This window comes from Serratia sp. TSA_7 (assembly GCF_052692135.1).
Genome location: NZ_JBQZFU010000003.1, coordinates 274,814 through 288,032, shown reverse-complemented (window position 1 = coordinate 288,032; position 13,219 = coordinate 274,814). Strand labels below are relative to the sequence as shown.

Sequence of the window (13,219 nt, the reverse complement as noted above, 5' to 3'; positions counted from 1 at the left end):
TCTAGCGGCGGCGCTGCTGCATGCCGTAGACAAACACCACGGCAAAGCACAGCAACGGCAGCAGGTACGACAGCGCCGTACTGTACCTGTCCGCCAGCGCCCCCATAAAGTAAGGCATGATGGCGCCGCCGACGATCGCCATGATCATAAAGGAACTGGCGCGCTTGGTGTGTTTACCCATATTTTTCACCCCCAGGGCGAAAATGGTCGGGAACATGATCGACATAAAGAAGAACACGCCAATCAGCGCCACCACCGAGATCCCGTCGATACTGAGCATCACCACGCCGCACAGCAGAATATTGATCAGCGAGTAAAGCATCAGCAACGTAGCGGGTTTCACTCTGCCCATCAGCCAGGTGCTGAAGAAGCGCCCGATCATAAAACAAATCATGGCGATGGAGAGCAGGTAGGAAGCGCTCTGGTTGGAAACGTCGCTCCAGTGTTCGGTGGCGTAGTTAATAAAGAACGCCCCCACGCCGACCTGCGCCGCCACGTAGAAGAACTGGGTAATCACCCCGCCGACAAAGTGTTTGTGCTGCCACAAGCCTTGCGCGATTTCGCCCTGTTCCGGCCGCTCTTCCTCACGGATATCCGGCAGCCGGGTGCGGCTGAACAGCAAGGCAATCAGCAGCACCAGCGCGGCGATCGCCACATAAGTCACCTTCACCGCGCTCTGGTCACCGCCGCTTGCCCCCTGGGTTGCGGAGAAAAACAGCGTACCGCCGATCATCGGCCCGATGAACTGTCCCAGGCCGTTAAAAGACTGGGCGAGGTTGAGCCGCCGTTCCGCGCCCTGCGTATCGCCCAGCACCGTAGCGTAAGGGTTGGCCGCGGTTTCCAGGCAACCCAGGCCGCAGGCAATGACAAACAGCGCAAACAGGAAGGCGCCGAAGCTATTGGCGGAGGCCGCCGGCACAAACAACAGCGCCCCCAGCGCATACAGGCACAGCCCCACCAGAATGCCGGCCTTGTAACCTTTCCTATCCATAAAATAGCCGGCGGGCAGCGCTACCAGGAAATAAGCGCCGAAATACGCCGCCTGCAATAACCCCGACTGCGCCTTGGTCACGTGCAGGGTTTCCTGAAAATGTTTATTCAATACGTCCAACAGGCCATACGACAGCCCCCACATAAAGAACAGGCTGGTGACCAGGATAAAGGCCCAGCGTAAATTGGAGGTCGCCTTGACGCCCAGTTGTGGCGGGGCCGCACTTTTTTCAGCAAGCATTGATATATCCTCGGGTAGGGTAGTGAGATGTTGTTATTGCTGTTGCAAAGAGAATATCCGCTCCATCGCCACCCATTTTTCGCCCTGCGACGTCCAGGGGGTGGCCACCTGGTATTTCCACATCAGGGCTTCCCAGCGCTGCACATGGGGATTGCTCAGACCGGCGGCGTCAAACTGCCCGGCATCGAACGCCGGGCTGACCTCGACGATCATGAACAGCCGGGTGCCCAGCCGGTAAATCTCCATATCCAGGATGCCGTGCTCACGCAGATGTTCGGCAATTTCCGGCCAGATGCGTTGGTGGTGGCGCTGATACTCCTCAATCAGCGCCGGTGAATCGACCAGATCGAGCGCCTGGCAAAAGCGCCGCGGCAAACCCGCAGAGCCCTTCATGTGAGCGCCCGATCAAGGTGCAGGTAGCCGCCGTCCACCGACAGCCACTGCCCGGTGGTGTGCGACGACCGCGATGAGATCAAAAACACCACGGTGTCGGCGATTTCCTGCGGCGTGGTCATCCGCTGTTCGAACGGAATGCGCGCGGTAATTTTCTCAAGCTGCTGCTCCGGCTGTTCGAAGGTATTGATCCAGCGCTGATACTGCGGCGTGATCACTTCCGCCGGTACTACGGCATTCACTCGCACCCCGTCATGGCGCAGCGATACCGCCCACTCGCGCGTCAACGCCAGTACCGCCCCCTTGGCGGCGGTATAACCGCTGGTGCCGCCCTGCCCGCTGAGCGCAGTTTTGGAGGCGATGTTGACGATGGCCCCCTTGCTGCGTTGCAACGCCTGCTGGCACAGGTGCGCCATCAGATAGTAATGAATCAGGTTTTTCTCCAGCGATCCGACAAACGCCTCTCGCCCCGCCTCCAGCCCGACGCCATCGTTCACTCCGGCGTTATTCACCAATCCGTCGAGGCGGCCGAAGGTTGCCAGAGTTTGCGCCACCGCTCGCCGGCAGTCGTTTTCTTCACAGAGATCGGTGATGATCACTTCGCTCTGCGGCTGCAACCGGCGCAGTGCCGTCAGGAAATCCGCCTCCGGCTCCGCGTTGGTGACAATCACCGGAATCGCCCCTTCTTCCGCCAGCAGGCGGGAAATGGCCGCGCCGATGCCGGAACCGCCGCCGGTGACAATCACCACTTTCTCTTTCAGATACAAATCCATCACTCAACTCCGTTAATCCGTAGCTAGCCCATAGCCAGGCTGTAAACGCGGCTGGCTGTCCCGCCCCAAATTGCCGCCTGCTGTGCGGGGCTCAGCGCGGCGACGGCCTGTTCGCACAGGCGATAAACCTGGCCGTAATCGCCGGCCAGCAGGCACACCGGCCAGTCGGAGCCGAACATCAGCCGCTGCGGGCCGAACGCCTCCAGCGCCGCCTCAAAAAACGGCAACAGCTGCTGCGCCTGCCAACCGCCGCCTGGCACTTCGGTAATCAACCCGGACAGCTTGCAGGCCACGTGGGGCAACGCCGCCAGCGGCTTGATTTGCTGCGCCCAATGTTGCGCGCCCCGGGCGATATCCGGCTTGCCGAGATGATCCAGCACCAGCCAGTAATCGTCGTGCCGGGCGGCAAACTGCGCCGCGGCCGCCAGATCCCGGTGAGTGACCAGAATGTCGTAGACATAACCGTGCCGCTGCAGTGCCTGCATGCCGCACCGCACCGCCTGTCGCTCCAGCCAGGCCGCCGGTTGCGGCTCATCCTGAACCAGATGGCGCAGACCGCGCAGCAGCGGCTGTTGGCGCAGTTCATCAAGCCGTTGCGGCAACCGTGGCGAAGCAATATCCAGCCAGCCCACCACGCCGGATACGCCACGGCTTTGCTGCACCTGCGCCAGCAGCGTCCGGGTTTCCTGCTCGCACTGGCGGGCCTGCACCACCAGCGCGCCGTCGAAACCGTGGCGTTCCAGCAGCGGTTCGAGCTGCGCCGGGCCGTAGTCCTGGCGCAGCACCGCCATCTGTTCGCTAATCCACGGATACTCTTGCGGCCGGTAGCGCCAATAGTGTTGGTGAGCGTCGATGCGCAACATGCCGTGCTCCCGCTTCAACCGCGGAACCGATACTGTTCGATCGACGCAGGATGCATCTCGATCGAATACCCAGGGTGTTGCGGCGGCATGTAGGCCGCGCCCCGGATATCGCAAGGATGAATAAAATGCTCATGCAGGTGGTCAACGTATTCGATCACTCGCCCATCGTGGGTGCCGGCGATGCACAGGTAATCGATCATCGACAGATGCTGCACGTATTCGCACAGCCCTACGCCACCGGCATGCGGGCACACCGGCAAGTTGTATTTCGCCGCCATCAGCATCACCGCCAACACCTCGTTGACCCCGCCAAGGCGGCAGGCGTCGATCTGCACCACGTCAATCGCCCCGCGCATGATGAACTGCTTGAACATAATGCGGTTCTGGCACATCTCGCCGGTGGCGACCTTGACCGGATGGATCCCTTCGCGGATGCGGCGATGCCCCTCAACGTCGTCCGGGCTGGTCGGTTCTTCGATAAACCAGGGTTTGGCGAATGCCAGGTGCTTCACCCACGGAATGGCGTCGTTGACTTCCCACACCTGGTTGGCGTCGATCATCAGTTGGCGGTCGGGGCCAATCACTTCGCGAGCGATGCGCACGCGGCGGATATCGTCTTCCAGGTCACGGCCCACTTTCAGCTTCAGGTAGGAGAAACCGGCGTCGACCGCTTCCTGACACAGCCGACGCAGCTTGTCGTCCGGGTAACCCAGCCAGCCGGCGGAGGTGGTGTAGCACGGATAGCCTTCCTCCAGCAGCCGCGCCAGACGCTGTTCTTTACCCTCGGCCCGCTGGTTCAGCAGGTTGAGCGCCTCCTGCGGCGTAATGCAGTCGGTGATGTAACGGAAATCGATGCAGCGCACCAGTTCCTCCGGCGACATCTCCGCCACCAGCCGCCACACCGGTTTGCCCACGGATTTGGCCCACAGATCCCATACCGCGTTCACCACCGCCCCGGTCGCCAGGTGGATAGCGCCCTTGTCCGGCCCAATCCAGCGCAGTTGGCTGTCGCCGGTAAAACGCCGCCAAAACGCGCCCATGTCGGCGGCGATCTCCTCAAGCCGAACGCCGACAATCTGATGCTCCAGCGCGCGGATCGCCGCGCAGCAGATCTCGTTGCCGCGGCCGATGGTAAAGGTCAGCCCGTGGCCGCGCAGATCGGCGTGGTCGGTCTCCAGGATCACGTACGCCGCCGAATAGTCCGGATCCGGGTTCATCGCGTCGGATCCGTCCAGCCCCAGCGAAGTGGGGAAACGAATATCTTCAACCCGCAGTGCGGTAATCGTCGTCATGGTGCGGCTCCCCATCAGGCCTGTACGGTTGTTTGACGCTGTTCACCCAATCCCTCGATACCCAGACGCATCGTCTGCCCGGCCTTCAGGTAGATGGGTTGCGGCTTCTGCCCCATACCCACGCCCGGTGGCGTGCCGGTGGAGATCACGTCGCCCGGCTGCAGGCTCATAAAGCGGCTCAGGTAGCTGATGATGTGCGGAATGCGGAAGATCATGGTGCCGGTGTTGCCGTCCTGATAGCGTTTGCCGTCCACCTCCAGCCACAGGTTCAGGCGGTGAGGGTCGGCAATTTCATCGGCGGTTACCAGCCAGGGGCCGGTGGGGCCGAAGGTGTCGCAGCCTTTGCCCTTGTCCCAGGTGCCGCCGCGCTCAATCTGGAATTCACGCTCGGAAACGTCGTTAATCACGCAATAACCGGCGACGTGGCGCAGGGCATCCTGCTCACTGATATAACGCCCGCCCTGGCCGATGATCACGCCCAGCTCCACTTCCCAGTCGGTTTTGACCGAATCGCGCGGAATTTGCACGTCGTCGTTTGGCCCCACCACCGCGCTGGTCCATTTGCTGAACACCACAGGTTCGCCGGGGATCGCCGCACCGGTCTCCGCCGCGTGATCGGCGTAATTGAGGCCAATGCAGATAAACTTGCCGATCTGGCCGACGCACGGCCCCAGGCGCGGTTGCCCCTCGACCAGGGGCAGTTGGTTGATATCCAAGGCACGCAGCTTTTCCAGTGATGCCGGCAGCAGCGCTTCACCGCTGACATCGGCGATATGCTGCGAAAGGTCGCGGATCTGGCCGTTATTGTCCAACACCCCCGGCCGCTCTTGCCCCGGTGCGCCATAGCGTAAAAGTTTCATAGATTCCTCAATCCTCCGTAGAAGCGCCTTCGACGACGCCGCAAAACGTAAAAATCAGTTGCTCCAGCCGCCGTCGATAATCTGCACCGTGCCGGTGGTATAAGAGCTGGCGTCCGAGGCCAGATACAGCGCCAACTGGGCAATCTCGGCGGTAGTGCCGATGCGGCCAATCGGCTGGCGGGCGACAAACGCCTGATACACCTCTTCTTCGCTGCGCCCCTGTTCACGCGCCTGCTCGGCAATGCGCTGACGCAGCGACGGCGATTCCACCGTGCCGGGACAGATGGCGTTACAGCGGATGCCCTGGGTAACGTAATCCGCCGCCACCGAACGCGTCAGGCCGATCACCGCCGCCTTGGTGGTGCTGTAAGCAAAGCGGTTCGGCACCCCTTTCACGCTTGAGGCGACCGAAGACATATTGATAATCGAGCCGTTTTTACGCGCCAGCATGCCGGGCAGGAAGGCGCGGATCATACGGAACATCGCCGTCACGTTCAGCTCGGTGGCGAACGCCCACTGCGCTTCGCTGCACGTCAAAATCGACCCGCTGTGCACCACGCCTGCGCAGTTAAACAACACGTCGACGGGTCCGAGGGTTTCCGCCGCCGCGGCTATCGCGGCCGGGTCGGTCACGTCAAGCGTCAGCGCCTGGATGCCGGGCAGCCCCTGCAGTTGGCCGGTGTCGATATCGGTGGCGATCACTTCCGCGCCCGCCTCGGCGAACAGCCTGGCGGTGCTGAAACCGATCCCCTGTCCGGCGGCGGTGATCAGTACGCGTTTCCCGGTTAAATTCATTTTCGCTCCCTTGGCCTAAAGGTCCAATGGTCAGGCCATTAAAGGCGGTTAAAGGTCAGGCCTTTAACATGACAAAAGACGCTTTACGCGTTATCGTTTGGTGAGAATGTTATGAGACACAGTTAAAACAGCATTTTTGATTAACCAACTTTTTACACTTGATTAACCATTACTCAAGCGAGTTGACTAATAACTGTGCGCTGAATCACTTATCGCTAAACAGCTCAAGGTAACCCATGCCCATTACCCGACTGGAAAATCCTCGTATTTACAGACAGATAGCCGATCAATTAAAGCGGCTCATCGAAAACAACGAATTCCCCCCGGGCAGCCGCCTGCCGTCCGAGCGGGATCTGGCCCAGCAGTTACAGGTCAGCCGCGCCTCGGTACGCGAGGCGCTGATTGCGCTGGAAGTGATTGGTCTGGTCGACGTAAAAGTCGGTAACGGGGTGATCGTTCGGGCACAGGCGCCGATTTTGGCCTCGCAGGAACCGGTAATGGCGCAGGCCGGGCGCGACCAATGGGCGGAAATCGATGACGAACTGAATATCGAGCTGGATTTTAACGCCGAGTTGCCGCCGTTCTCGCTGCTGCAAACCCGTTTGTTGATCGAACCGGAAACCGCCGCACTGGCGGCACGCCATGCCACCGACGAAGAGCTGGCGGGCATTCGGGCTGCCTATGAGCAAAACTGCCGCGATAACCGCGCCGGATCGGCCACCCACCCCGGCGACCGGCTGTTCCATATCCGCATTGCCCAGGCCAGCGGCAACCCGGCCTACGCGTTCGTTATCGGCCACCTGCTCGGCCACCGCTACGGCAGCATGTTCCGCGTGCTGCAACGTCACTATACGCCGGACGATATGCCGCACCGTTCAGAACAGGAACATAGGGCGATCCTGGAGGCGATCGAGGCGCGTGACGTGCGCGGCGCACGCAAGGCGATGAAAGCGCATCTGGATGAAGTGATCGCCATCTTTACCCGCGCGCAATAGGCCGTTTCGGTACGGCGGGGGCAAGGGTAAAAATTTTTGACGGACCGCTCTTTTTTCCACATGCAGCAGGGGCCAAGGCACATTACACTGGCAGCATATTGCACCCAATGGCTTTCAAGTTGCAGCGAGCGCAGGTAACAACGCCGCAGCGCGAAAGACGACGGGTATAGGCCGTGTCACGCCACGGCCCGGGCCCTTTCCCTGCAGCCTTTTAACATGGATAACGATCGTTGAAGAACTCTTTCCGCGCTTCATTGCTGGCGCTGAGCCTGTGCGCCGCGCCACTGGCCGCTCAAGCCGCCGACCCGCAACTGGCCTCGCAAATCGTCGACCAGTATGCCGAACACATTTTCTTCAACAGCGGCGCCACCGGCATGGCGCTGGTGGTAATTGATAACAATCAGGTGGTTAACCGCAGCTTTGGCGATACCAAGCCGGGCAACGATCTGCGCCCGCGCCCGGATTCGCTGATCCGCATCGCCTCGATCACCAAGCTGATGACCAGCGAAGTGATGGTCAAAATGGCGGCGGAAGGCCGGGTCAAGCTGACCGATCCGCTGCGAAAATACGCCCCGCCGGGCGCCTTCGTGCCGGCTTATAATTCGCGCCAACCCATTACCCTGCTGAACCTGGCGACCCACACCAGCTCGCTGCCGCGCGAGCAACCGGGTCAAAAACCGGCGAAAACGCCGGTGTTCACCTGGCCGACCAAGGCACAGCGCTGGCAGTGGCTCAAACACGCCAACGTCACAGTGCCGCCGGGCGTGCGCGCCGCCTATTCCAACCTGGCCTATGATCTGCTGGCAGACGCTTTGTCGCGAGCGGCAAACAAACCTTATAGCGCTCTGCTGCGCGAAAAAATCACCGCGCCGCTGGGCATGGTCGACACCACCCTGACCCCCAGCGCCGAACAGTGCTCGCGCCTGATGGTGGCGGCCGCCGGGCCAAGCGCCTGTCGCGATACCACCGCAGCAGCCGGCAGCGGCGGGGTTTATTCCACCCCGCGCGACATGCAGCGCTGGATGCAACAGTTCCTTTCTTCCAACACCGCCGGCGCGCGCAAATCGACGGCGGCCAGCGAACAAACCATGTACTTCCAGCGCAACGATCTGGTGTCGCTGAAAGGCATGGACGTGCCGGGTGAAGCAAGCGCGTTGGGATTGGGTTGGGTGTATATGGCGCCGAAGGACGGCCTGCCGGGCATTATTCAGAAAACCGGCGGCGGCGGCGGCTTTATTACCTATATGGCGATGATCCCGCAGAAAAATATCGGCGTCTTCGTGGTGGTAACCCGTTCAGAACTGACCAAATTCACCAATATGAGCGATCCGGTTAACCGGCTGGTGGGGGATTTGGCGGCCAACAAAAGCTAGCGCCGCGGCGTGAATGTCGGGGCGAGCAGGCTCGCCCCGACAACACTCAGGCCAAAGTCATTTCGTGCATCACCGGATGGAAGTTGCGTTTGAAGTAGATCAGGCCGTTACCGGCGGCGCTCACCAGGATCTGGCGGATCTGCACCAGATACACCTGATGGGTGCCGATGCTCTGGATCTGCGCGATCTCCCCTTCCAGGCTGGCCAGCGCATTGCGCAGGGCCGGCTGGCCCAATGGGCCGCTTTGCCATTCCTCCAGCCGGAAGCGATCCTCCATGCTGACGTCGGTCATGCCGGCGAAATGGCGCGCCATCAGCTCCTGCTCGTGGTTCAGCACGTTGACGCACAGCCGCTGATTCTCCTGGAAGACCGGGTTCATCGCGCTGTTGCGGTTAATGCATACCAGCAGCGTCGGCGGCGTATCGGTCACCGAGCAGACCGCCGTGGCGGTGATGCCGCAGCGCCCCGCCGGGCCGTCGGTAGTCACAATATTCACCGCCGCAGACAGGCTGGCCATGGCGTCGCGAAACCGCAGACGGTGTTCATTTTCCTGAGACATACAACCCTCCTCCTGAATTACTTCAGCAGATTATCCAGCTGATTAATATCGCCATTGTTATGCAGGTGCGGCACTTTCCAGCCGTGCTGATCGTAATCGGACAGGCACTTGTCGACCATCTGCATCATCTGATCCATGGTGCCGGATCCCTGCGCGTGGCGCAGACACTGCAGGCGGATCTCATCCTGGCTGCCGGCATAGTTGATCTCATACAGCTCATGACGGCCGCCGAACTCGCTGCCGATCGCATCCCACATCAGCTTGAGGATCTTGATCCGCTCGACGTGATCCATACCGTCCGATCCGCGCACATAACGCGCCAGGTATTTGTCGATCTCCGGATTGTTCATGTCGCGCACGCTGGACGGCAGATAAATCAGCCCGCTGGTGACGTTCTTTTCGATGATGTGCTTCACCTTGGTGTAGGCCATCGGCGCCATCACTCGGTAGGTCTGCAACGCGGCGGAATCCGGCAGATAGGCGCCGTTTTCCCATTTTGTGGACTCCGCGCACATCGCATCGCTCAGCGACCAGAACAGGTTGCGCCAGGCCACCACTTCGCCGAGATCGGCCTGCACGCCGCGAAACTCCAGCACGCCGGTGCAGGACAGGCTCTTTTGCAGCAACGCGGTGATAAAGTCCATCTTCACTGCCAGGCGCACGCAGGCCTGCAGCGGGAACAGCCGGGCGAAACCGCCCTGGGTGCTCCAACGGCGACAACGATCGAAATCGCGGTAGATCAGCACGTTTTCCCAGGGGATCAATACGTGATCCATAATCAGGATCGCATCGTTCTCGTCAAAACGGCTCGAGAGCGGGTAATCGAACGGCGATCCGGTCGCGCCGGCCACCAGCTCATAGGAGGCGCGGGAGATAAGCTTCACCCCTTCGGCATCCATAGGCGCCACAAACATCAGCGCAAAGTCCGGGTTATCGCCCATCACCTGGGCGGAGCCGAAGCCGATAAAGTTGTAGTGGGTCAGCGCCGAGTTGGTCGCCACCACCTTGGCGCCGCTGACGATAATGCCGGCGTCGGTCTCTTTCTCCACCTGGATATAAACGTCTTTCACTTCGTTGACCGGCTTGTGGCGGTCAATCGGCGGGTTGACGATGGCGTGGTTAAAGTACAGGCCGGTTTCCTGAATGCGCTTGTACCAATGGCGGGCGTTATCGGCGAACTGACCGTAAAACTCCGGGTAAGCCCCCAAAGCGCAACCGAAGGCCGCCTTGTAATCCGGGGTGCGCCCCATCCAGCCGTAGGTCTGGCGCGACCAGTCGGCGATGGCGTCACGCTGCTGGCGCATTTCTTCCGGGCTGCGGGCGTAGCGGAAGAACTTGTGGGTGTAACCGCCGTTGCCGGTGTCGGTATTCCAGCACAGGCGATCCTGGCTGACCGGATCGTGCAGCGCGTCGTACAGTTGGCCGACCGAAGCCGCCGCATTGCGGAACGCCGGGTGGGTGGTGACGTCCTTCACCCGCTCGCCGTAAATATAGATTTCGCGGCCATCCTGCAGGCTTTTCAGGTATTCGGCGCCGGTGAACGGGCGTTTGCTGTCGGCACGAAAGTCTTCTGGTTTCATTTAAGTCTTCCTCGTAATCGGCATTTTCCAGACCCTGGATTTGGTCGTCTGTTAAATATATGTTTCTTTTTGGTTGCTTAATTGAAGCTGCCAACGCCGGTTTCGAGAAGAGACTTTTGCGGCAATCGCCGGTACTTTTCAGGCGGATTGGCCGCAATGGCTGCGAATTGTGATCCAGGTTACGAAAGGGGATGTTGTGCGGCGCGGTAGGTCGAAGGCGAGCAGCCTTCCAGGCGATTGAAAAAACGGGCGAAGTAGGCCGGGTCCTTGAACCCGAGGCTGTAAGCGGTCTCATGCACGGTACAGGCGCTGAACAGCAGCATACGCTTGGCCTCGCGCAGCAGCCTGTCGAAGATCAGCCGTTTGGGGGGCTGGTTGGCGAAGCGGCGGCACAGATCGTTCAGCCGTGATTCGGTCACCCCCAGCGCCCGCGCATAGTCCGGTACCGACAGGTGATCGCGGAAGCGTTCATCCACCATTTTGTTGAAACGCTGGAACAATTTCAGCTCGCCGCGCACCCCGCCGGTGGCGGTATCCTCCAACGCGGCATTGCGCAGCAGCAGGGTAAACACCGCCTGCGCCAGCAGCCCCAGCGTCTGCTCGCGGCCGGCCAGCTGCTGGCCGAATTCACGGCGGATCAGTGCCCAGTAATGGCTCAGCGCCGCCAGCTCCTGCGGGGCGTCCGCCATCGACAGACAGATGCCCGGCATATCGAGCGCCAGATTGCTGCCGGGATACAGCCGCTCCAGCAGCGGCCAGATCAGCTCTTGGCGCACCGTCAGCACGTGGCCGTCACTGATCGGCTCGGTGAAGAACGCATGCGGTACCGAGGGCGGCGTCAGGATAAACAGCGGCGCCTGCACCGAATAGTGCTGGCTGTCCAGCTGCAACTCAATCTTGCCGGTCTCCAGAAAATGCACCTGGAAGAAACGGTCGTGCCAATGCACCTGCATGTCGCGGCCAAAAAACGCCGCCAGCCCGGCGAAGGTTTCGTAATGCACCTCATCGGCGGCGTAGCGCGCATCGTACTCTTTGCAGATGTCGATATTGGCGATAAAGCCGGTACTTTTCTGCACATCCTCCTCCCTCAGCGATGAGATCAGTGATAAGCCTGATATCAGGCTTATGGCGTGGCCCGCGGACGCGAGCCCTGCATCGGAATGCGCCAGACGATCAACGCCCCGATGACCAACAGCGCCGCCACGAAATACAGCCCGGCGTTAAAGCTGCCGGTCAGATCCTTAAACCAACCGATCAACAGCGGGCTGAGCGCCGATCCTATATTGCCGGTGGCGTTGATCACCGCGATCCCTATCGCGCGCGCCTCCAGGCTGATGGATTGATCCGGCGTGGTCCAGAAGATCGCCATCGCGGTGAAGGACCCCACCGAAGCCATGACGATCCCCAGCAGTTGGATCAAGCTGTGATCGGTGGCCGAGGCCAGCAACCAGCCGGCGGCGGCAAACAGGTAGGGCAGCGCGGTATGCCGCTTGCGCTCCTGCAGGCGATCCGATCGCTTGCTCCACCACATCATGCCGGCGATGGTGCAGATCTGCGGGATCGCCGCCAGAATGCCGATCACGATATTGCTGCTGCCCTGGTTGAAGCTCTGCAGGATCTGCGGCGTCCAGATGTTGATGGCGCTCAGGGTGTTGGTCAGGCAAAAATAGGCCAGCGTGTACATCAGTACGATCGGAGTGAACACCTCACGCCACAGGCTGCGCTGCTGCATCGCCCGGTGGCTGCGCGGCCCGTTCGGCTGCACCAGTTGCAGCTTGTCGGCGTCCATCATCGCCCTCAGGCTGGTTTTTTCTTCGTCGGTCAGCCATTTGGCCTTGGCCGGCGTATCGTCGAGATAGAACCACACCACCACGCCCAGCAACACCGAAGGAATGCCTTCCAGCAGGAACAGCCATTGCCAGCCCTTGAGGTTCATCACCCCGTCCAGCGCCAGAATGTAGCCCGATACCAGGGAACCGATCGCCATGGTCACCGGCATGGCGATCATAAACAGCGCGTTGGCGCGGGCGCGGTAAAAGGCCGGGAACCAGTAGGTGAGATACACCAGAATGCCGGGCAGGAAACCGGCCTCGGTGATGCCGACGATCATGCGCAACACGTACAGGCTGGTCGGGCCGGTGGCGAACAACGTGCAGGTCGAGGCAATGCCCCACAGCACCATGATGGTAGCGATCCAGCGCCGCGCGCCGACGATCCCGAGCATGATATTGCTGGGAATGCCGAAGATCACATAGGTGACGTAAAACAGCGTCGCCGCCAGGCCAAACATGGTCGAACTGAGGCCGAGATCCTTGCCCATCGTCAGCCCGGCGAAACCGATGTTGATGCGGTCGAGGAAAGAGAAAACAAACAGCACGAACAGGAAAATAATCAGTCGCCGAAACAGCTTTTTAATCACCGATTGCTCGGCGGCGGTTAACGCTTTATGTTGCTGCGCCGGGTTGGCCGGCGGCAGCGAATCGACGTTGCTCATGGTAGCTCCGA

The 13,219-nt window shown here is 60.8% G+C and carries 13 protein-coding genes; 2 read left to right on the top strand and 11 right to left on the bottom strand.

Features of this window, described 5'->3' with window-relative positions; genetic code table 11:
- Position 1 precedes the first annotated feature (1 nt).
- From fucP to ACUTQW_RS13660, 7 genes are read right to left on the bottom strand one after another with little or no spacing between them, the layout of a single operon-like run.
- Positions 2-1,231, bottom strand: coding sequence for an L-fucose:H+ symporter permease (gene fucP, locus ACUTQW_RS13690; protein WP_006323480.1), 1,230 nt, complete (start codon positions 1,229-1,231; stop codon positions 2-4).
- Between the two features lie 33 nt (positions 1,232-1,264).
- Positions 1,265-1,624 (bottom strand): L-rhamnose mutarotase, encoded by a 360-nt coding sequence (locus tag ACUTQW_RS13685; protein WP_020438410.1) that lies wholly within the window; start codon positions 1,622-1,624, stop codon positions 1,265-1,267.
- The gene (locus ACUTQW_RS13680) at positions 1,621-2,397 is read right to left on the bottom strand and encodes an SDR family oxidoreductase (protein WP_004949885.1); all 777 of its coding nucleotides are present in this window, start codon (positions 2,395-2,397) and stop codon (positions 1,621-1,623) included. The genes ACUTQW_RS13685 and ACUTQW_RS13680 overlap by 4 nt, the downstream gene beginning before the upstream one ends.
- A gap of 23 nt (positions 2,398-2,420) precedes the next feature.
- On the bottom strand, positions 2,421-3,260 hold the full coding sequence (locus tag ACUTQW_RS13675) for an amidohydrolase family protein (protein ID WP_020438409.1): 840 nt from the start codon (positions 3,258-3,260) through the stop codon (positions 2,421-2,423).
- A 14-nt stretch (positions 3,261-3,274) separates the two neighbouring features.
- Positions 3,275-4,552 (bottom strand): L-fuconate dehydratase, encoded by a 1,278-nt coding sequence (locus ACUTQW_RS13670; protein ID WP_006323477.1) that lies wholly within the window; start codon positions 4,550-4,552, stop codon positions 3,275-3,277.
- 14 nt (positions 4,553-4,566) lie between these two features.
- Positions 4,567-5,412, bottom strand: a complete 846-nt coding sequence (locus tag ACUTQW_RS13665) for a fumarylacetoacetate hydrolase family protein (RefSeq protein ID WP_006323476.1) — start codon at positions 5,410-5,412, stop codon at positions 4,567-4,569.
- Positions 5,413-5,466: 54 nt separating this feature from the next.
- Positions 5,467-6,207: an SDR family oxidoreductase gene (locus ACUTQW_RS13660; RefSeq protein WP_006323475.1), complete on the bottom strand. Its 741-nt coding sequence runs from the start codon at positions 6,205-6,207 to the stop codon at positions 5,467-5,469.
- 236 nt (positions 6,208-6,443) lie between these two features.
- Here ACUTQW_RS13660 and ACUTQW_RS13655 point away from each other — a divergent pair, with 236 nt between their 5' ends.
- Both ACUTQW_RS13655 and ampH read left to right on the top strand, forming a co-directional pair.
- The gene (locus ACUTQW_RS13655) at positions 6,444-7,202 is read left to right on the top strand and encodes a FadR/GntR family transcriptional regulator (RefSeq protein WP_004949875.1); all 759 of its coding nucleotides are present in this window, start codon (positions 6,444-6,446) and stop codon (positions 7,200-7,202) included.
- A gap of 230 nt (positions 7,203-7,432) precedes the next feature.
- Positions 7,433-8,575, top strand: coding sequence for a D-alanyl-D-alanine-carboxypeptidase/endopeptidase AmpH (gene ampH, locus ACUTQW_RS13650; RefSeq protein ID WP_020438408.1), 1,143 nt, complete (start codon positions 7,433-7,435; stop codon positions 8,573-8,575).
- 46 nt (positions 8,576-8,621) lie between these two features.
- Here ampH and hpaC read toward each other — a convergent pair whose 3' ends face one another.
- From hpaC to hpaX, 4 genes are all read right to left on the bottom strand, one after another.
- Complete coding sequence (gene hpaC / locus ACUTQW_RS13645) at positions 8,622-9,134, bottom strand: 4-hydroxyphenylacetate 3-monooxygenase, reductase component (RefSeq protein WP_004949872.1); 513 nt, start codon at positions 9,132-9,134, stop codon at positions 8,622-8,624.
- A gap of 17 nt (positions 9,135-9,151) precedes the next feature.
- Positions 9,152-10,714, bottom strand: coding sequence for a 4-hydroxyphenylacetate 3-monooxygenase, oxygenase component (gene hpaB / locus ACUTQW_RS13640; RefSeq protein ID WP_004949871.1), 1,563 nt, complete (start codon positions 10,712-10,714; stop codon positions 9,152-9,154).
- Between the two features lie 179 nt (positions 10,715-10,893).
- Positions 10,894-11,790 (bottom strand): 4-hydroxyphenylacetate catabolism regulatory protein HpaA, encoded by an 897-nt coding sequence (gene hpaA, locus ACUTQW_RS13635; RefSeq protein WP_197912181.1) that lies wholly within the window; start codon positions 11,788-11,790, stop codon positions 10,894-10,896.
- 47 nt (positions 11,791-11,837) lie between these two features.
- Positions 11,838-13,208 (bottom strand): 4-hydroxyphenylacetate permease, encoded by a 1,371-nt coding sequence (hpaX, locus tag ACUTQW_RS13630; protein ID WP_020438407.1) that lies wholly within the window; start codon positions 13,206-13,208, stop codon positions 11,838-11,840.
- Positions 13,209-13,219 lie beyond the last annotated feature (11 nt).